The organism is Brevundimonas sp. FV1ye28, assembly GCF_058681135.1.
Genome location: NZ_CM178731.1, coordinates 623,433 through 641,437, shown reverse-complemented (window position 1 = coordinate 641,437; position 18,005 = coordinate 623,433). Strand labels below are relative to the sequence as shown.

The 18,005-nt window shown below is 67.0% G+C and carries 21 protein-coding genes; 14 read left to right on the top strand and 7 right to left on the bottom strand.

The window, feature by feature from the left end; genetic code table 11:
- The first annotated feature begins 20 nt into the window (after positions 1-20).
- Positions 21-263, top strand: coding sequence for a type II toxin-antitoxin system CcdA family antitoxin (locus tag ACW171_RS03205; RefSeq protein WP_492095658.1), 243 nt, complete (start codon positions 21-23; stop codon positions 261-263).
- On the top strand, positions 264-572 hold the full coding sequence (locus tag ACW171_RS03200; RefSeq protein WP_492095657.1) for a CcdB family protein: 309 nt from the start codon (positions 264-266) through the stop codon (positions 570-572).
- Here the strand turns inward: ACW171_RS03200 and ACW171_RS03195 are convergent, their stop codons facing one another.
- The gene (locus tag ACW171_RS03195) at positions 573-965 is read right to left on the bottom strand and encodes a YccF domain-containing protein (protein WP_492095656.1); all 393 of its coding nucleotides are present in this window, start codon (positions 963-965) and stop codon (positions 573-575) included.
- Positions 966-1,108: 143 nt separating this feature from the next.
- The gene (locus ACW171_RS03190) at positions 1,109-1,345 is read right to left on the bottom strand and encodes a DUF2171 domain-containing protein (protein WP_492095655.1); all 237 of its coding nucleotides are present in this window, start codon (positions 1,343-1,345) and stop codon (positions 1,109-1,111) included.
- A gap of 143 nt (positions 1,346-1,488) precedes the next feature.
- Between ACW171_RS03190 and ACW171_RS03185 the strand changes: the two genes are divergently transcribed.
- The 3 genes from ACW171_RS03185 to ACW171_RS03175 are packed head-to-tail and all read left to right on the top strand — an operon-like array spanning position 1,489 to position 3,112.
- Positions 1,489-2,742 carry a patatin-like phospholipase family protein gene (locus tag ACW171_RS03185; RefSeq protein WP_492095654.1) on the top strand — a complete coding sequence of 418 codons (1,254 nt, stop codon included), beginning with the start codon at positions 1,489-1,491 and terminating at the stop codon, positions 2,740-2,742.
- A gap of 2 nt (positions 2,743-2,744) precedes the next feature.
- Positions 2,745-2,930: a DUF4169 family protein gene (locus tag ACW171_RS03180; RefSeq protein WP_492095653.1), complete on the top strand. Its 186-nt coding sequence runs from the start codon at positions 2,745-2,747 to the stop codon at positions 2,928-2,930.
- Positions 2,931-2,932: 2 nt separating this feature from the next.
- Positions 2,933-3,112 (top strand): hypothetical protein, encoded by a 180-nt coding sequence (locus ACW171_RS03175; RefSeq protein WP_492095652.1) that lies wholly within the window; start codon positions 2,933-2,935, stop codon positions 3,110-3,112.
- Here ACW171_RS03175 and ACW171_RS03170 read toward each other — a convergent pair.
- The gene (locus tag ACW171_RS03170; RefSeq protein ID WP_492095651.1) at positions 3,109-4,023 is read right to left on the bottom strand and encodes a DMT family transporter; all 915 of its coding nucleotides are present in this window, start codon (positions 4,021-4,023) and stop codon (positions 3,109-3,111) included. The genes ACW171_RS03175 and ACW171_RS03170 overlap by 4 nt on opposite strands.
- Before the next feature lie 99 nt (positions 4,024-4,122).
- A complete protein-coding gene (locus ACW171_RS03165; RefSeq protein WP_492095650.1) occupies positions 4,123-4,884 on the bottom strand; it encodes a Coq4 family protein in 762 nt (253 codons plus the stop codon).
- Positions 4,885-6,026: 1,142 nt separating this feature from the next.
- Here ACW171_RS03165 and ACW171_RS03160 point away from each other — a divergent pair.
- Both ACW171_RS03160 and ACW171_RS03155 read left to right on the top strand, forming a co-directional pair.
- Positions 6,027-6,257 (top strand): ribbon-helix-helix domain-containing protein, encoded by a 231-nt coding sequence (locus ACW171_RS03160; protein WP_492095649.1) that lies wholly within the window; start codon positions 6,027-6,029, stop codon positions 6,255-6,257.
- A gap of 36 nt (positions 6,258-6,293) precedes the next feature.
- Entirely contained in the window at positions 6,294-7,010 is a 717-nt protein-coding gene (locus ACW171_RS03155) for an SIMPL domain-containing protein (RefSeq protein WP_492095648.1), read from the top strand.
- Positions 7,011-7,063: 53 nt separating this feature from the next.
- On the opposite strand, the gene ACW171_RS03150 is transcribed toward ACW171_RS03155, so the two are convergent.
- Together ACW171_RS03150 and ACW171_RS03145 are read right to left on the bottom strand one after the other, a co-directional pair.
- Positions 7,064-7,381: a hypothetical protein gene (locus tag ACW171_RS03150; protein ID WP_492095647.1), complete on the bottom strand. Its 318-nt coding sequence runs from the start codon at positions 7,379-7,381 to the stop codon at positions 7,064-7,066.
- A 3-nt stretch (positions 7,382-7,384) separates the two neighbouring features.
- On the bottom strand, positions 7,385-7,567 hold the full coding sequence (locus ACW171_RS03145) for a hypothetical protein (protein WP_492095646.1): 183 nt from the start codon (positions 7,565-7,567) through the stop codon (positions 7,385-7,387).
- A 125-nt stretch (positions 7,568-7,692) separates the two neighbouring features.
- On the opposite strand from ACW171_RS03145, the gene ACW171_RS03140 reads away from it, so the two are divergent.
- From ACW171_RS03140 to ACW171_RS03120, 5 genes are all read left to right on the top strand, one after another.
- Positions 7,693-10,053 (top strand): ATP-dependent helicase, encoded by a 2,361-nt coding sequence (locus ACW171_RS03140; protein ID WP_492096579.1) that lies wholly within the window; start codon positions 7,693-7,695, stop codon positions 10,051-10,053.
- An 83-nt stretch (positions 10,054-10,136) separates the two neighbouring features.
- A complete protein-coding gene (locus tag ACW171_RS03135) occupies positions 10,137-10,559 on the top strand; it encodes a hypothetical protein (RefSeq protein WP_492095645.1) in 423 nt (140 codons plus the stop codon).
- Between the two features lie 114 nt (positions 10,560-10,673).
- Positions 10,674-11,084 carry a hypothetical protein gene (locus ACW171_RS03130; RefSeq protein ID WP_492095644.1) on the top strand — a complete coding sequence of 137 codons (411 nt, stop codon included), beginning with the start codon at positions 10,674-10,676 and terminating at the stop codon, positions 11,082-11,084.
- A 68-nt stretch (positions 11,085-11,152) separates the two neighbouring features.
- Positions 11,153-12,472 (top strand): O-antigen ligase family protein, encoded by a 1,320-nt coding sequence (locus tag ACW171_RS03125; protein ID WP_492095643.1) that lies wholly within the window; start codon positions 11,153-11,155, stop codon positions 12,470-12,472.
- Positions 12,438-14,510 carry a DNA topoisomerase IV subunit B gene (locus ACW171_RS03120; protein WP_492095642.1) on the top strand — a complete coding sequence of 691 codons (2,073 nt, stop codon included), beginning with the start codon at positions 12,438-12,440 and terminating at the stop codon, positions 14,508-14,510. Before ACW171_RS03125 ends, ACW171_RS03120 begins: the two co-directional genes overlap by 35 nt.
- A 42-nt stretch (positions 14,511-14,552) precedes the next feature.
- On the opposite strand, the gene ACW171_RS03115 is transcribed toward ACW171_RS03120, so the two are convergent.
- A complete protein-coding gene (locus tag ACW171_RS03115) occupies positions 14,553-14,912 on the bottom strand; it encodes a hypothetical protein (protein WP_492095641.1) in 360 nt (119 codons plus the stop codon).
- A 294-nt stretch (positions 14,913-15,206) separates the two neighbouring features.
- On the opposite strand from ACW171_RS03115, the gene ACW171_RS03110 reads away from it, so the two are divergent.
- Both ACW171_RS03110 and ACW171_RS03105 read left to right on the top strand, forming a co-directional pair.
- Positions 15,207-16,793: a DEAD/DEAH box helicase gene (locus ACW171_RS03110; protein ID WP_492095640.1), complete on the top strand. Its 1,587-nt coding sequence runs from the start codon at positions 15,207-15,209 to the stop codon at positions 16,791-16,793.
- A 114-nt stretch (positions 16,794-16,907) separates the two neighbouring features.
- On the top strand, positions 16,908-17,963 hold the full coding sequence (locus tag ACW171_RS03105; RefSeq protein ID WP_492095639.1) for a GGDEF domain-containing protein: 1,056 nt from the start codon (positions 16,908-16,910) through the stop codon (positions 17,961-17,963).
- Positions 17,964-18,005 lie beyond the last annotated feature (42 nt).

Genomic DNA, 18,005 nt, shown 5'->3' with positions numbered 1-18,005 from the left:
TTCCAGGTTACCCTCGGCCCATGGGCAAGGTCGAACTGAACATCGGCATCGATCCGGAACTGATCGAACAGGCGCAGCGACTGGGGATTTCCATCGCCGGCATGGATGAGCGAGCCCTGCGTCTGCATCTGCAGAAGGTCGATCCCGCAGGCGCCGAAGCGCGGGCCAAGCGGTGGGCGGAGGAGAACGCCGAGGCGATCAAAGATCACAACCGGCGCATCGCTGAACGGGGCGTCCTGTCCGATTATCTGCGGACCTGGTGAGTGCGTCAGTTCGACGTCTATGAGAACCCGTCCGCGGAGGCGCGCCGGTTCGCCCCTTTCGTCGTCGTCCTGTCCTCCCATCTCATCCCGGGATTCGACGATGCGGTCGTCGCGCCGCTGGTCAACGACAGCAATGCCACCGTCGTCGAGTTTGAAATCCCGGTCGTGGTGGACGAGGAACCGCTCCTGGTCGTGCTTACGGAACTGGCGGGCGTTCGAGGCCGGTCGTTGAAGCGAAGAGTCGGCTCCCTCCTCGCCCACGAAGACGACATCCGGCGCGCGCTCGACAGGCTGTTCACCGGCTTCTGATCAGCGCTTGTTCCGGATCGTCGCGCCGACGGGGGCGAGGGCCAGCTTGGCCAGCTCCAGGTCCTTCAGGGCGAAGGGGATGCCGATGATGGAGATGAACTCGGCCACCGCGATCAACAGGTGCGACAGGGCGATGTACCAGCCGGCGAAGATGAACCAGATGATATTCAGGCCCACGCCGAAGCAGCCGATGTCCTTGCCATCCGCCTCTCCGCCCCAGACGACCTCGCGTCCGAACGGCCAGAAGGAATAGCTGGCGATCCGCCAGGCGGCGAAGCTCCACGGCAGCCCTACGATGGTCAGGGCCAGAACCGCACCACCCAACAGCCACAGCAGGCCGCTGATCCAGCCGCCGAAGATGAACCACAGGACGTTCAGAATGAACCGGATCAAAGGCGTCTCTCCCCATCGGCCGTTCGCCGACCGCACATAGATAAGCGAAAGGCCCCGCCGATATCAGCGGGGCCCTCGTGAATTCGTCGTAAGCCGCGCCTCAGGTCGGGAGGGACCGCGTCCCGACCACAGGCGCGTCCAAGTCAGTGTTTCTCAGTCCACTGGGCCTTGGCTTCATCCTTGGTCAGGCTGAGGCGCACCTTGTCGTCATCGACGTAGTCCACCCAGCTGGTCGGGATGTAGTGGTGCTTGAACCCGCCGGCGAGATCGAGCTTGGCCAGTTCGATCTGGTCGCCGTTGACGTGGTCGACGCGGCCGACGTGACCGCCGTCCGAACCGACGACTTCGAGATGTTCCTTGATGAGGGTGAGGTCTACCATGGCGGATCTCCTTGACTGTCTGCCGGCCTGTCAAACGTCGCTGTGCGATCCGGGTTTCGAACCGCAGCGCTTGTCGTGCGGTGGCAGTGGTCGTCCGTCCGGGCTATCCTGATGGCCTTGCCCTTACGCCTGGAACATCGACGATGAGACGGATGATCGCCGCCCTGCTCGGCCTGGGGCTGCTGCTTTCGGCCTCCGCCTGCGGCACGCTTCAACGTCCGGACGGGCCGGTGCGGATCGCCGACGGTTCCCTGCTGCCGGCTCAGGACCCGCGCATCCGGTCGAGCGACTCGGCTCGACTGACGGCATTCTCTGATCAGATCGGCGCACGGTTTGCCCACGGCGCATCTATGAACATCCTGGCCCTGTCCGGCGGAGGGGCCAATGGAGCCTATGGCGCCGGTCTTCTGGTCGGCTGGACCGAGCATGGCGACAGGCCGAGGTTCGACATCGTCACGGGCGTCTCGACCGGCGCCCTGGCAGCGCCCTTCGCCTTCCTCGGCTCCGAGTGGGATCCGCAACTGAAGGCCGCCTACACCGACGGCGGGGCCAGCAATCTGCTGAGCTGGCGCAGTTTCGCGGCCTTCCTTTATCCCAGCCTGTTCAGCAATTCGGCGCTGCGGAACCTAGTGGACGAGAACGTCACGCCGGAACTTCTCGAGGCGATCGCTCGCGAGCATGCGACGGGTCGCCGACTTCTCGTCGCCACGACCGATCTGGACAGCCAGGACACGGTGATCTGGGACATGGGGCTTCTGGCCACCCAGGGGGACGAGAACGCGATCATCCTGTTCAAACAGGTGCTCGTCGCCTCGGCCAGCATCCCCGGCGTCTTTCCGCCGATGCTGATCGCGGGCCTGCAGCCCGACAACACCGTGGTCATGGAGATGCACGTCGACGGTGGGGTGAACACGCCCTTCCTGGCCATCCCCGAACCCCTGCTGCTGTGGACGCGCGAGCGTCAGCCGGGCGCCGGCCAGAGCGCTCTCTATGTCGTCGTCAACGGCCAGACCGAGCGCAACGATGCGACGACGCCGGGTCGCCTGACCTCCATCCTCATTCGCAGCTACGACAGCATGTCCAAGGCCTCGCTGCGGACCCACCTCACCGCCACGACCGCCTTCGCCCGTCGGAACGGCATGGCCCTGTCGCTGTCGGCCATTCCCGGCAATGTCGAGGCCTCGAGCGTCGACTTCGACCAGGAGACGATGAACGCCCTGTTCGAGCTGGGCGAGACCCTGGCCCGTGACGGCCGGGCCTGGGTGCGGCTGGATACCGCCACCATGGAGCATCCCGCCACGCCGACGCAGATCGCGCCGGACGCCGTGCCCGAGGCCCTGCGACCCAAGGCGCCCCAGACCTCGCCGACCGAACCCCTGCCTTCTCCACAGAGCTGACGATGGCCGAGATCATCAATCTGAACCGGGCGCGGAAAGCGCGCGACAAGACGGCGTCCAAGGCGAAGGCCGCCGCCAACCGGGTCGTCCACGGCCTGACCAAGTCGGAACGCACCGCAGCGAAGACGGAACGCGAGCGGCAGTCGCGGCTTCTGGACCAGACCAAGCGAGACCCGACGGAGGACTGACCATGGGCGCGCCCCTGACCGGCAAGACATCGTCCCACACCCGCCACGGCCTGATCGCTCTGATCGCAATCCAGCAGGGCAAGGCTGTCCGGGCCCGTCGGGCGAAGGAAGAGTCCGAACGCGAGGCCGCCCAGGCTGCGAAAGCCGAGGCGAAGTCAAAAAAGCGCGGCTGGTTCCGCTAGCTGACCTTGGGCGCCCGGCTCAGCAGAATCTGACCCGCCAGGACCAGCAATAGCCCGACGAGCGCCGTCCAGCCGAACCGCGCGTCCTCGAACATGACGGACACCAGCATGGCAATCGGCGGCGTCAGCGCCGAGATGTAGCTGGCCAGCGCATAACCCTTGGCCCGGGCCACGGCGAAATAGACCAGGAAAGCCACGACTGATCCCAGGATCGAAAGGTGAGCCAGGGAGATCAGGTAGCCGGGCGACAGATCGATGGTGAAATGCGCGCCCGTGACCAGACCGTGCAGCACCAGCATCACCGTGCCGTAGGCCATGGCCCAGCCGGTCTGGGGCAGGATGGCGGTCCCCAGCTGCTGGCCCTTCCAAGAGAAATAGTTGCCGACGGTTGAGGAGAGCACCGCCAGCAAGGCGAGGCCGATCCCCATCAGGGCGCGGGCGTCGAACCCGGCGCGCAGAGCCTCGCCTCCCGACAGGACTGCGACCCCGACGATGCCCAGAGACGCGCCGATCCACGCCTCGCGCGAGGCCTTCTGGCGCACCACGACGCGGAACAGGACCAGGTTGAGGAAGGCCAGGCTGGCGAAGACCACGGCGACGATCGCCGAGGTGACATGGCCCTCGGCCGCATAGGTGAAGGTGTAGGAGATGGCGAAGACGAAGGCCCCCTGCCCCAGGGCCGCCAGATGCTGCCCCTTGGTGAGCGTCAGCGACCGGCGGGTCAGGGCGCAACCGACGAGGATGATCAGGGCCGCCAGGCCGAAGCGCCACGTCAGGGAGGCGACCGGATCCACCGTCCCCAGCTGCCAGGTGATGGCGTACCAGGTCGTGCCCCAGATGATCGCGCAGACCGCGACGCCGATGATCGCCAGAGCGCCGGCGGACGGTCGGCGCAGCTCGGAAAAGGTCAAGGCGGACTCACGAAACGCAGGCGGGAGGGCTTGGCAATGCCCGACGCACCGAACCGGCGCAACACCGGCCCCGCCCACTGCTGCCAGGTTTCGCCCGTGTCAGGCGCGCAGTTTCAGCGCGGCGAGATCCGCCGCCGGCACCGCGGCATAGGTCGTGGCCGGACGGATGCCGAGCCGGGCCCGCGCCGTCTCGAGCGGCTCTGCGAACAGCGCCTCGTAGTCCAGTCCCGGCAGCCATTGAGCGCGCCGCCCGTTGCGCCAGGCCTGCAGAACCGCACGCCGCGCCGGGATCGACCGGTTCTCGCGCTGGATCTCGCGCGCCGCGCCCCAACCGATGAAGCCGAAGCCCAGGTTCCGCGTCTGCGCATAGGAGAAGCTGACCACGCAGGCCTCGCCCAAGGCGTCAGTCCCATAGCCCGTCAGCACATGCCAGATGTCGTGCACATCCCTCAGCCGCCGCGAGTACCAGACGACCGGATGCGGCGCGTCGATCTCGGGCGCGGTCTCGCGCGCCGTTTCGGCCAGGCCCTCGGCGGTGAAGCCGCGCAGGTCGCGGAAGGCCTTGTACTCTGCGCCGACGGTTCCCGGCCCGAACCGCGCCAGCCAGACAGGATCGTCCAGCTTAAAGGCCAACTCGTCTCTCAGAAACGCCTGACGCCCGCCCTCGGCCGTCTTCAGCAGCCTGTTGTAGCCGATCGCGCCCGACCGCCCGGTCAGGGCCCGCATGATCTCGAACACCTGGGCGGTGTCCTCCTTGTTGCGGACCAGCTTGCGGAAGGCGCGGAAGGCCGTGAGCGGCCGCATACGCTGGGGCTTCAACACCACGAACTCGTCGGGGTAGACGGCGGCCTGCATCGTCATCGAACATCCTCGCGCGAACTAGCGTATCCTATCGCAACCGACGCCATCCGTCGGCAAAGATTTGTGAGCGCGCCGTCCGGATTCTGCTCTTCCCAGCCTCAGTAAACGCGGGCGCTGGCAGCTCCCAGCCTTCTCATGCCGGGATGAACGAGAGCGCCACACCGATCCACGAAGCGTGCGCGTTCTGCCTCCGGAATAGCGGGTGGAGTCACGGAGGCCCCGTTAAACTCGAATGAGATCGGTTCGCCGCGGCGCAGCGGTTCAAGCACCTCGTCGGCGATCGCGAACGCGTAGCCCAGCGCCGGCCGCTCCCCGGACGCGGTGACTTGCGGCGGACCGGTCCTTTCCGCCTGCCCGAGCCGGGTCGTTAGAGGCGGTTGAGGCCAAGCGTGGTCGGGCGTGAACCCTCTTACGCGCACCTGCATCGAAATCGCCTGGCATGAAAGGATGACCTCAGCGGTCGATGTGGACGAACCTTCCGACAGGGGTACGAAATAGATTATCGCCAGCGACCCGTTTGACCCGAACACAGGCCGCCACTCGGCGACTGCGGGCGGGCCGCCGACAATCGGGACAGGAACATGCTGGACCGAGGCTGGGTGCGGCGAGCTCGAAACGTAGGCCGCGAGACCTGCTGCGGTTAGAACTCCCATGATCACGACTACTCTCCAGACTGCATTGGGCCCAGCCGCGGCCGCTGAAGCACGAGGTGGAGAGGGTTGCGTGGAGGGGAGCGATCCTTCAACGCCGAAAACTTCGTACCGATTTTCTTGGGGAGATTGGTCTTCCTCGCGACCTATCACTCGAGCGAGTTCGCGACTGCTGACCGCGCCGGTCTTTCGTCGGGCAGAGCGCAGGCGTTCATTGACGACGTTGACCGACAGGCCTTCCAGGCTCGCGATCGTCTTGGCGGTGTGGCCCTGCGCCAGAAGTCTCAACAGGACCCGCTCCTGTTCCGTCAAACGATCAAGCGGAAGGGCCATGCTTTGCTACCGAAGTTTTCTCCAGCCCGTCTTTTAGGTGGCGAACGCTTGGGCTCAATCCACTATCCTCGTCAGATCGCCCCTATTTATTTGTGAAAGGGACGCAGGCGACCGCGATCGCTTTTGGCGTTTCATTCAGCCCGCCGCACCGGAGAGATTGTGCTCAAGAAACGCTCCGTCGTCCTCGCCGGTCACGCCACCTCGGTGGCGCTCGAGCCGGAGTTCTGGGCCGTGCTGGACCGCATCGCCGATGCGCGGGGACTGAGCCACGCCGGCTTCCTGACCTGGGTCGACGAGACAAGAGGGCGAAGGCCCCTCGCCTCGGCCTGCCGGCTGCTGGCGCTGGAGTTCGCGGCGTCAGAAAGGGTCATGGGGGAAATCGGCGATTAAGGCGCAGCTTGGCCTCCTCAAACCGGGGAAACCGCCGTGCAGATCGACCGCAACCTTCTTCCGCCCGCCATCTTCGGCGGCCTCATCGCCCTGGGCCTGCTGGGCGCCGGCCTCGCGATCGGCAACGGCGTCGTCAACGCCCAGGTCGGCAACCGCCAGGTCACCGTGCGCGGTGTGGCGGAGCGCAACGTCACGGCCGATCTGGCCGTCCTGACCCTGCATTTCACAACGGCCGGCGACGACCTGGACGCGCTGAAGGGCAAGATCGACGGGGACCTGGCCAAGGTCCGCACCTTCCTGCGCGAGCAGGGCTATCCCGACGACGCCGTCACGGTCGGCCGGCTGGAGGTCACCGACAACAAGGCCAACGCCTACCAGCCTCAGGAAAACGTGCTGCATTACAGCGTGGGTCAGGGCGTCACCGTCCGCACCAACGACGTCGCCCGGGTGGCTCAGACAGATCGGGCGCTCGATCAGCTTATCCGGCAAGACGTGCTGCTGGACTTCACCGCCCCAACCTACGTCTTCACCAAGCTGAACGATGTACGGCCGTCGATGATCGCTGAGGCCACGGCCTCGGCCCGGACGGGCGCCGAGCAGTTCGCCAAGGACTCCGGCGCGCCGCTGGGCCCGATCCGCCAGGCCACCCAGGGCTCGTTCGAAATCCTGGCCCGCGAGGACATCGACGCGGAATCCACGTCACTGGACAAGCGCGTTCGTGTGGTGGCGACGGTGACCTACCAGCTGCGCTGATCGGCCCGGAAAGAAGAACGCCCGCCGGAGCGATCCGGCGGGCGTTTTCGTATTCAGTTGGCCGGCACCGGACCCGGCGACGGCAGGGTCGGGGGCTCGACGTTCGGAAGGTCGGGCATCTTTGGCGCGTCCGGCAGGTCGGGCAGGTTCACGTCGACATCGACATTGGTGTCCGCCGCCCGATCGACCGGATTGGCTCCTCCGTTCCAGACGAAGAAGGCGATCACGGCCACGACGACCAGCAGGCCGCCGACGATGAAGGCCATGGCTCCGCCCCCGCCGCCACGGCGTTCGGGCTGGACGTTGACGGTGGTCTGGCGCGGCGGATCGACGACCACGACGCGCTCGGGCGGGACGTTCGGATCGGTCATCGCTCAGCCCGCCTTCGGCGCTTCGACGGACGGCAGATTGACGTCCACGTCCACCTGCTTGGTGTCTCCGCCCATGCCGCCGTTGGCGAAGACGAAATAGGCGACGATCGCCAGGACGACGACGACCGCGCCGACGATGAAGGCAAGGCCCGTGTTGCCGCCGCCGCTGTTGGTGTTCTCAGCCATTTGGTTTTCCCTCTCAGATGCTTCCCCTGAGCCGAGGAAACACCGGCCACGCTTGCGGGTTCCGGTGACGGTTGAGACGGGGGCCTGACTTTGCCTCATGTGCTCATTATGTTCTCGAATCCCGCATCGACGCCGAGTGCTTCCGTTTGACTGATTCCCTACCCGCCCCGCGCATCTCCGACCTGGCCCGCTCGCGCGGTCCGGGCGGCGTCGCGCATGAGACGCCGGACTATCTGAGCGGCCTGAACAGGGAACAGCGCGAGGCGGTGGAGACGACCGAGGGGCCGGTTCTGGTTCTGGCCGGCGCGGGCACCGGCAAGACCCGCGTCCTGACCACCCGCCTCGCCCATATCCTGAGCCTCGGCCGCGCCAAGCCGTGGGAACTGCTGGTGGTCACCTTCACCAACAAGGCGGCGCGCGAGATGCGCGAGCGGATTACGCACCTGATCGGCCCGTCCGCCGAGGGCCTGCGCTGGCTCGGCACCTTCCACTCGGTGGCCGCCCAGATCCTGCGTCGCCACGCGGAACTGGTCGGACTGAAATCGACCTTCACCATCCTGGACACCGACGACCAGGAGCGGCTGCTGAAACAGCTGCTGGAGGCCGCCAACATCGACACCAAGCGCTGGACGCCCAAGTCGCTGGCCGGGCTGATCGACCACTGGAAGAACCGTGGCTGGACGCCCGAGAAACTGCCGCCCGGCGAGGACTTCGCCAACGGCAAGGGTCAGGCCCTGTACGCCGCCTACCAGTCTCGCCTGGCCACGCTGAACGCCTGCGACTTCGGCGACCTGTTGCTGCACAACCTGACGATCCTGTCGCAGCACGCGGATATCGCCGAGGAATATCGCCGACGCTTCCGCTACATCCTGGTCGACGAGTACCAGGACACCAATGTCGCCCAGTATCTGTGGCTGCGGTTGCTGACCTCCTCGACCGGCAACGTCTGCTGCGTGGGCGACGACGATCAGTCGATCTACGGCTGGCGCGGCGCCGAGGTGGACAACATCCTGCGCTTCGAAAAGGACTTTCCCGGCGCCAAGATCGTCAAGCTGGAGCGCAACTATCGCTCGACGAGCCATATCCTGGGAGCGGCGTCCGGCCTGATCGCCGCCAACCGCGACAGGCTCGGCAAGACCCTTTGGACCGAGGACCAGACCGGCGACAAGGTCCGGGTGCGCGGCGTCTGGGACGGCGAGGCCGAAAGCCGGCTGATCGCCGACGAGATCGAAACGGCGAAACGCGATGGTATGAAATACAAGGACATGGCCGTCCTCGTTCGTGCGTCGTTTCAGATGCGGGCCTTCGAGGAGCGGTTCGTCCTCCTGGCCATCCCCTATACGGTCATCGGCGGGCCGCGATTCTTCGAGCGGGCCGAAATCCGCGACGCCCACGCCTATCTGCGTCTGATCCAGTCTGAGGACGACGACCTGGCCTTCGAGCGGATCGTCAATGTGCCCAAGCGCGGCATCGGCGACACCAGCGTCCAGAAGATCCTGCAGATCGCCCGCCACAACGGCGTCTCGGCCATGACGGCGGTGCGCGACCTGATCACGTCTGACGAGCTTCAGGCGCGGACGCGGACGGCGCTGTCGACCTTCGTGCGCGATCTCGACCGCTGGCGCGCGCTGGCCGCCGACACCCGCCACTGGCTGCTGACCGAAACCGTGCTGGAGGAGAGCGGCTATACGGACATGCAGAAGGCCGACCGCGTCACCGGCGCGACCCGCCTGGACAACCTGAAAGAGCTGACCCAGGCGATGCAGTCGTTCGAGACTCTGGGCGCCTATCTCGAGCACGTGTCGCTGGTCATGGATCTGGATCGCGGGCCGTCGTCGGACGCGGTGCAGATCATGACCCTGCACGGCGCCAAGGGGCTGGAGTTCCCGCTGGTCTTCCTGCCGGGCTGGGAGGAAGGCGTCTTCCCCTCACAGCGCAGCATCGACGAGAAGGGCGAGAAGGGTCTGGAGGAGGAACGCCGCCTCGCCTACGTCGGCGTCACCCGCGCCAAACAGGACGCGCGGATCTCGTTCGCCGCCAACCGGCTGGTCTACGGCCGGTGGACCTCGCAACTGCCCAGCCGTTTCGTCGACGAACTGCCCATCGCCCATGTCGAGGCCCAGTCGGACACCGGCTATTACGGGGCCTCGTCCGGCATGAAGGAGGCCAAAAGCCGCTGGGATGACGCCCCCTCCTTCGGCGCCGGCTACACCTCCCCCGGCTGGCAGCGCGCCCAGGCGGTCACCGCTTCCCGCGCGCCCGGCGCCCGCCCGGCCCGCAATACCGTCATCGAGGGTGAAGGCCGCCTGATCGCCACCGCCGACCCCAAGTCCGGCTCGGGGTTCGTGAAGGGCCAGCGCGTCTTCCACCAGAAGTTCGGCTACGGCGCCGTTCGGGTCATCGAGGGCAACAAGCTGACCGTCACCTTCGAAAAGGCCGGCGAGAAGAAGGTCATCGACACCTTCGTGGAGAAGGCGGGCGACTGACGTCATCTGACGGCCGCTTCCCTTCCCGCCCTTTCCCGGCCAGAGCTCGGACGTCACGCTTTGACTTCGAGGGGTTCTGAGAGATGCGTTTTCTGGTTCTGGGTCTTGCCGCGACGTTGCTCTGCGCCTGTCAGCCCGCCACGGCCCCGGCGTCTTCCGAAGACCCCGTCCAGCCAGCCGCAACCGTTGCGGACAGCGCTGCGCCCGCCGAACCCGTCTTCGATGAAGCGGCCTTCGCCGCGATGGAGGCCCGCTATCTTGGCCAGGACAGGCCGAGCGACCCGATCGAGGAGTTCGACTGGCGCGAAGTCACCTGCAACTTCCTCGGCGGAGAGATCGGCGGCGACCCCGAGCAGGACAAGGCCGTCAACGCCCGCCTCGATGAGTTGCGCTGTGGAGATCAGAACGCGGACGCGAGAGCCTTGAGAGCCGCCAACGCCGGCGACGCCGAGATGGTCGCCCGCATCGACGCCTATCTGGCTCGCCATCCAGACCCCGCACTCTAGATCGCGCCGGCCGCATGCGCTTTCCGGCCGAGGCGAGCCGGTCGTGCGATGTGCCCTTGCATAGCGTCGCCTGCTGATCACTCTCGGAATTCAATAGCCTGGGAAGGGCCTACCATGTCTCGCATCATCACTTTCGGTCTGACCGTCCTGACCGTAGCCATGGCCTCATGCAAGCCGGTCGCCGAATCCGCGCCGACACCTGAACCTGCCGCACCCGTCGTGGCCGCGGCTCCGGCTCCGACCGCAGCAGAAGCGGCCTGGATGACCGAACAGGACCGCTATCTGGCCGTCAACGTCCAGCCCTCCGATCCGGTCGAGGCCGTCATCTGGCGCGGGGTGCGCTGTGACTTCCTGGGCAGCGAGATCGGGGGAGACAACTCGGCTCAGGACCGAGCCGTTCAAGCCCGTATGGACGAGTTGCGCTGCGGCGACGAGCTGCTGGCCGAGGCGCGGGAACTGCGCCAGACCCTGGCCGGCGATCCTCGCGCCGTCACACGCCTCGACGCTCTGATCGCGCGCTGGTGAGGCTAACGGTTCGTTAGCGGCGATGACCGACCCTGCGGGTCGTGCGACCGTCCGGCGAATCCCCTGAGTTGATCGATCCCCGCCCGCCCCTGTGGGAACAGGCGGCGGCGATCTTCGTCGTCATCATCCTGACCCAGGCCTTCATCGGCCCGGTCTTCGCTCCGACCCAGGAGGAGACGCCGATCCTGCGTCTGGTCTGGCTGCCGGTCTATGCGATCATCGCCGGGCTGATTGCGATGCGGCCGGCCGTGTTCGTCCGCGCCTGGCCGGCCTGGCTGATCCTGGCGGTGCTGGTGCTCCAGGCCTTCGCATCCAAATGGTGGTCGATCGATCCGGGGGTGACCCAGCGCCGGGTCATCGCCATGGCCATCTCATCCGCCTTTTCGATCTATCTGGGCGTCGCCTTCGGCGGGCGGCATCTTCCGCGCATGCTGATGATCTCGGCCCTGATCATGGGGCTGGGCAGTCTGGTCTTCGTCTTCGCCTTCCCGTCCATCGGCGTCCACCAGATGGAGAACGCCGGCCTGTGGCGCGGTCTCTGGTACGAGAAGAACCAGATGGGTCTGGTCATGTCGGCCGGCGCCGTGGCCGCCGCCGCCTGTCTGGCCTCGGGGGACCACCGACGCCTGTTGCCCGCAGTTACCCTGGCGATCTGCGCCCTTCTCGTGCTGGCGACCCAGTCCAAGACGTCCCTGCTGTGTCTGATGCTCGGCGTCGGCGCCGTAGCCGGCCTGTGGGCCATGAGGCGGGGCGGCGCGGCCTTCTCGATCGTCGCCCTCTGGTTCGGCGTCGTTCTGACGGCGGGCGCGGCCTATGTCTTCATCACCGACCCGGCCATGGTCCTGAAAGCGCTGGGCAAGGACCCGTCCCTGACCGGCCGGACCGACATCTGGGAAGCCCTGATGCGCGAGGTCGCCGAACGGCCCTGGACAGGCTTCGGCTATCAGGCCTTCTGGGGCCGCGAGTCGGTGCCCGCCGCCTTCATTCGGGCCGAGACGCAGTGGCCGGTGCCGTCGGCCCACAACGGCTGGATCGACCTGCTGATCCAGCTCGGCTGGCCGGGCGCGATTACCGTCGGCATCACGGTCGCCCTGGCCACCGTCGTGACGGTGTTCCGCATCGGCGGTTCAGGCGCGCGCGAGGGCTATTTCGCTGTGGGTTATCTGCTGGTCTTCCTGCTGCTGAGCCTGTCGGAAAGCGTGCTGCTCAGCCACGCCAACCTGCCGTGGACCCTGCTTCTGGCCATCCTGGCGCGCGCCCTGGCGTTCGAGCCGGATGCGGTCCGCGCTCCGCTTGCGGCGCCGCGTCGACGGGCCTACCAGACGGCTCCCCGAATCGCCGCACACTCCGCCCATGTCCGCGTCCAACGCCCCCTCCCTGTTCGATGACGTCCCCCAGGCTCCCAAGCCCGAGGCGCCCGTAGCCGCGCCCAAGGCTGAACCGGTAGCGGCCGCGCCTCAGCCGAAGTCCACGGCGGACGAACCCTTCGTGCCCGGTGCCGGCTATTCCGCCTCCTCGATCGAGGTGCTTGAGGGGCTGGAGCCCGTCCGCAAGCGCCCCGGCATGTATATCGGCGGCACCGACGAACGCGCCCTGCACCACCTGTTCGCCGAAGTCCTCGACAACGCGATGGACGAGGCGGTCGCAAAGCACGCGAAGGTCATCAAGGTCGATCTGGACGCCGAGGGCGTCCTGTCGGTGTTCGACGACGGGCGCGGCATCCCGGTCGATCCCCACCCGAAACATCCGGGCAAGTCGGCGCTGGAGGTTGTCATGACCGTGCTCCACTCGGGCGGCAAATTCTCCGGCAAGGCCTATGAGACGTCCGGTGGTCTGCACGGCGTCGGGGTCTCGGTCGTCAACGCCTTGTCCGATATTCTCGACGTCACCGTCTGGCGCGACGGCTTCGAGTGGAAACAGTCGTTCAGCCGCGGCGTCCCGCTCGGCCCCATCCAGCAGATCCAGCCCTCGAAGAAGAAGGGCACCCTGATCCGCTTCCATCCGGATGAGGAGATCTTCGGCGTCGGCGCGGCCTTCAAGCCCGCCCGCCTGTTCCGCATGGCCCGCTCCAAGGCCTATCTCTTCCGGGGCGTGGAGATCAAATGGACCTGCGCCGAGGCGCGGATCACCGACGCGACGCCCGCCAGCGCCCTGTTGCACTTCCCCGGCGGTCTCGCCGACGCCCTGGCCGAGCGCGTGGGCGAGCTGGAGACCGTCACCCCGGCCTTCGCCGGCCGTGTCGAGCGCAAGGGCGAGGCCGGGGCCGTGGAATGGGCGGTGACCTGGTCGCCGATCGGATTCGGCGAGGCCGACGGCTTCGTTCAGTCCTACTGCAACACCGTCTCGACCCCGGACGGCGGCACGCATGAGGCGGGCTTCCGCGCCGCCCTGGTCAAGGGCCTCAAGGCCTATGGCGAACTGACCAATGAAAAGCGCGCGACCCAGATCACGGCCGAGGACGTCATCGCCAACGCCGGCGCCCTGATCTCGGTCTTCATCCGCAACCCGGAATTCCAGGGCCAGACCAAGGACCGCCTGTCCTCGCCCGAGGGCCAGCGCCTGGTCGAACAGCTGCTGCGCGACCCGATCGACCACTGGCTGACCGAAAGCCCGAAACAGGCCAACACCCTGCTGGGCTTCGTCATCGACCGGGCCGAGGACCGGCTGCGCCGTCGCAAGGACAAGGACGTCCAGCGCGCCGCCGCGACGCGCAAGCTGCGCCTGCCCGGCAAGCTCTCGGACTGCTCGCGCCAATCGGCCAACGGCACCGAACTGTTCATCGTCGAGGGCGACTCGGCCGGCGGCTCGGCCAAACAGGCGCGCGACCGCCAGACCCAGGCCATCCTGCCCCTGCGCGGCAAGATTCTGAACGTCGCCTCGGCCACGGCCGACAAGCTGCGCCAGAACATCGAGCTGTCCGACCTGACGCTGGCGCTGGGCGTCACCCCCGGCCCGCGCTTCGATATCGACGCCCTGCGTTATGAGCGGGTCGTGATCATGACCGACGCCGACGTGGACGGGGCCCATATCGCGGCCCTGTTGATCACCTTCTTCTATCGCTCGATGCCCGAGGTGATCCGTCAAGGGCGGCTGTTCATGGCCCTGCCCCCGCTCTACCGGATCAGCGCCGGGCCGCTGTCGGAGTACGCGCGCGACGAGGCGCACCGCGACGAACTGATGGCCACCGTCTTCAAGGGCAAGAAGACCGAAATCGGCCGGTTCAAGGGCCTGGGCGAGATGATGGCCTCCCAGCTCAAGGAGACCACGATGGACCCGAAGAAGCGGACCCTGGCCCGCGTCACCGTCCCCGAGAGCGAGGACGACATCGAGGACCTGGTGGAGCGGCTGATGGGCAAGAAGGCCGACGCCCGCTTCCGCTTTATCCAGGACAACGCGCAATTCGCGCAGGCGGACCTCGACGTATAGGCGACCAACGTCGCCATTCAGCAGCTACCGAGCAGAGGCCCGTCAGCGGCCGCGCTGGAGCACGTTGGTGACCCGCCGACCCAGCGGATCGCGCGACGTCCAGCTCTGGCCGACATCGGCGCGGATCAGCGGCGAACAGAAGCGGGAGATCATCATGAAGGCGGGACGGATACCGTTGAGGCAGACCCGCTCCCCCTCGACCCGCCAGCGCGCGGCCAGACGGCGTCCATCGGAAAATTCAGCGGCGTAGGAGCCGTCCTGATTGAACCAGTGCTTGACCCAACCGCCGTCCGGATAGCGCGACAGAACCGTGTTGCCGAAGGCGTCGTCCATCTCGGCCGAAGCCGCCATCGGCGCGACCATGGCGGCCGCCAGCGCGATCGCGCCAATCATTGTCCTCATGCCCTGCCCTCACGCGTCGTCTCAATCCCCAGGCGCAATATTAACGTTCGTTCACGAATTGCCAAGCGCGACCATACCGTTGCGAATACTTGACTATTTCGAGGGGGCTTCTATATGCGACCCCTTACGGGACAGGACTGGCAGACGCGCCACCCGCTCGCCCAGAGACAGGGTGGTTCCGCTTCTCCCCCGCCGCTCCCCGATGGAGCGGCCCTCATCGCCCGGCTCGTCTCGCGCCGGTCGAACAGTCCCAACCCGGCGCCGCTGGCGTTCGGGCCTTTGTCCCAAGGACGCATGACCGAATTCTCCCAACTGGGCCTCTCGCCCACGACCCTGCAAGCCGTCATCGACACCGGCTATACGACCGCCACTCCGATCCAGGCCCAGGCCATTCCCGTAGCCCTCGCCGGCCGCGACGTCCTGGGCATCGCCCAGACCGGCACCGGCAAGACCGCCGCCTTCACCCTCCCCCTGATCGAACGCCTGTCCAAGGGCCGCGCCCGGGCACGTATGCCCCGCGCCCTGGTGCTGGCTCCGACGCGCGAACTGGCCGACCAGGTCGCCATGTCGTTCGAGAAATACGCCAAGGGCACCAAGCTGAGCTGGGTGCTGCTGATCGGCGGCGTTTCCATGGGCGAACAGGTGGCTGCGCTGAACAAGGGCGTCGATGTCCTGATCGCCACGCCCGGCCGCCTGCTGGACCTGTTCGAACGCGGCAAGATGATGCTGAACGGCGTCGAGCTTATGGTCGTCGACGAAGCCGACCGCATGCTCGACATGGGCTTCATCCCTGACATCGAGCGTATCTTCAAACTGACGCCTCCCAAGCGCCAGACCCTGTTCTTCTCGGCCACCATGCCGCCCGAGATCACGCGCCTGACCCAGGCCTTCCTGAAGGACCCGACCCGGATCGAGGCCTCGCGCCCCGCCATGACGGCCGAGACCATCACCCAGTATCTGGTCCGTATTCCGTCGTCGGATCCCAAGGCCAAGCGGGCTGCTCTGCGCGAGTTGATGGCCCGCGCCGACGTCAAGAACGGCATCGTCTTCTGCAATCGCAAATCGGAAGTCGACGTGGTCGCCAAGTCGCTGAAACAGCACGGCTTCGACGCCGCCCCGATCCACGGCGACCTCGACCAGTCGCTGCGTACCAAGACGCTCGCCGATTTCCGCTCGGGCGCGCTGAAGATCCTGGTGGCTTCGGATGTCGCCGCGCGCGGCCTCGACATCCCGGACGTCAGCCACGTCTTCAACTACGACGTCTCGCATCACGCCGACGACTACGTGCACCGCATCGGCCGCACCGGTCGCGCGGGCAAGCTGGGTCAGGCCTTCATGCTGGTGACCCCGGCCGACGACAAGGGTCTGGATAAGGTCCTCAAGCTCATCAAGATGGCCCCGGAAGAGCTGGTTCTCGATATCGACTGGTCGAACCTCGGCGGGGCGCGTCGCCCTGCGGCGGCTCGTCCGGAAGCCCGCGCCGAGGCCCGTCCGGCTGAACGCCCGGAAGGCCGTCCCGCCCGGGGACGCAGCCGTGGCGGGCGCGCCGCGCCGGAACCGGTCGCAGAGCTCTCCGAAGCGGCTCCGGTCGCAGAGACCGTTTCCGCGCCGGAAGGCGAGACCGCCGCCCCGGCCCGTCGCACCCGCAGCCGTCGCTCCTCCAAGCCGGCCGAGGCCGTCCAAGTGGAGGCCGCGCCGGTCGAAGCCGTCGTTCCCGTGGCCGCCGTGGAAGCTCAGCCCGCCACCGAGCCGCGCCTGCGCCAGGCCGATCGGCGCCCCGGCGGCCGGACCGAACGCGACGCCCCGCCCGCCCGCGAAGGCGCAGGCTTCGGCGGTGACATCCCTGCGTTTCTGCGCCGCCCGATCACCCGCAAAAGTTGAATTCTGATCTCGGTTTCGCGATTTCGCATCTCCGTTTAACCCGGCGTTACGGATCGTCTGCCTAGTGTTTCCCCGCTTGAGCGTTCATCGAAGAACGCCGGTCGGGAACTGAGAATGTCGACACAGGTTCACACCACGCTCCGAGGGCCCGAAGCCTTTGGCCTCGCCCGCAAAGCGGTCGAGGAGATGGAGCGTTCAGGCGTCTGGCCGACGCCGTTGAACTTCGAACTCTGGATTCATTTCCTCGGCGATCCCGAAGGCGCGCTCGGTCAGGAGATGACCCGCATGCTGGCCGCCGGCGACGCCTTCACCGAAGGCACGGCCGAGATGCTGGCCGCCGAGTACCTGCCGCGGGGCCGCCTGTCGGAGGAAATCCGCGACGCCGGCGCTGTGCTGAACCGGGAACTGTCGACCGTCTCGGAAGCCATCGCCAAGGCCCAGCGCTCGCAGGCTGCCTATGGCGAGACCCTGGCCGGCGCCTCCGCCCATCTTGAAGGCACGTCAGAGCCGACCGCACTGCTCGGCGTCGTTTCCAAGCTGACCAAGGCCACGACCCAGGTCCAGGCCGAGAACGCGACCCTCGAAAAGCGTCTGGAGACCTCCACCAAGGAGGTCGCCCGTCTGCGCGAGCACCTGGAACAGGTCCGCCGCGACGCCATGACGGACGCCCTCACGAACCTGGCGAACCGCAAGGCCTTCGACGAAGAGTTGCTGCGCGCCTGCGACGAAGCCGAGAAGAAGCGCCAGACGCTGTGCCTCGCCATCATCGACATCGACCATTTCAAGCGTTTCAACGACACCTGGGGTCATCAGACCGGCGACCAGGTCCTGCGTTATGTCGCCAGCGTCATCGGCCGAGTGTCGAAGGCCCCTCGCGTCGCCGCCCGATATGGCGGCGAAGAGTTCGCCATCATCTTCCCGTCGGAAAGCGCCTCCGTCGTCGAAGCCGCGCTGAACACCATGCGCGAGGAAATCGGCACCCGCGCCCTGCGTCGTCGCTCGACCAACGACGAGCTCGGGGCCGTGACGGTTTCGGCGGGCGTCGCCCAGCGTCGTCCCGGCGAGAGCGGCTCCTCCCTGCTCGACCGCGCCGACGAGGCCCTCTACGCCTCCAAGCGCACCGGCCGAAACAAGGTCACCAACGGCGAACGGCTCGAAGAAGCGGCCTGATCAAACCGATCAAGGTTGGACGCCAATCTGGTCAACCTGACC

Coding starts and splice junctions, on each gene's coding strand:
- ACW171_RS03145 (WP_492095646.1), bottom strand. CDS start 7,567: ATGGCTGAGAACACCAACAGCGGCGGCGGCAACACGGGCCTTGCCTTC.
- ACW171_RS03135 (WP_492095645.1), top strand. CDS start 10,137: ATGCGTTTTCTGGTTCTGGGTCTTGCCGCGACGTTGCTCTGCGCCTGT.
- ACW171_RS03110 (WP_492095640.1), top strand. CDS start 15,207: ATGACCGAATTCTCCCAACTGGGCCTCTCGCCCACGACCCTGCAAGCC.
- ACW171_RS03115 (WP_492095641.1), bottom strand. CDS start 14,912: ATGAGGACAATGATTGGCGCGATCGCGCTGGCGGCCGCCATGGTCGCG.
- ACW171_RS03150 (WP_492095647.1), bottom strand. CDS start 7,381: ATGACCGATCCGAACGTCCCGCCCGAGCGCGTCGTGGTCGTCGATCCG.
- ACW171_RS03180 (WP_492095653.1), top strand. CDS start 2,745: ATGGCCGAGATCATCAATCTGAACCGGGCGCGGAAAGCGCGCGACAAG.
- ACW171_RS03190 (WP_492095655.1), bottom strand. CDS start 1,345: ATGGTAGACCTCACCCTCATCAAGGAACATCTCGAAGTCGTCGGTTCG.
- ACW171_RS03120 (WP_492095642.1), top strand. CDS start 12,438: ATGTCCGCGTCCAACGCCCCCTCCCTGTTCGATGACGTCCCCCAGGCT.
- ACW171_RS03105 (WP_492095639.1), top strand. CDS start 16,908: ATGTCGACACAGGTTCACACCACGCTCCGAGGGCCCGAAGCCTTTGGC.
- ACW171_RS03205 (WP_492095658.1), top strand. CDS start 21: ATGGGCAAGGTCGAACTGAACATCGGCATCGATCCGGAACTGATCGAA.
- ACW171_RS03175 (WP_492095652.1), top strand. CDS start 2,933: ATGGGCGCGCCCCTGACCGGCAAGACATCGTCCCACACCCGCCACGGC.
- ACW171_RS03165 (WP_492095650.1), bottom strand. CDS start 4,884: ATGACGATGCAGGCCGCCGTCTACCCCGACGAGTTCGTGGTGTTGAAG.
- ACW171_RS03185 (WP_492095654.1), top strand. CDS start 1,489: ATGAGACGGATGATCGCCGCCCTGCTCGGCCTGGGGCTGCTGCTTTCG.
- ACW171_RS03130 (WP_492095644.1), top strand. CDS start 10,674: ATGTCTCGCATCATCACTTTCGGTCTGACCGTCCTGACCGTAGCCATG.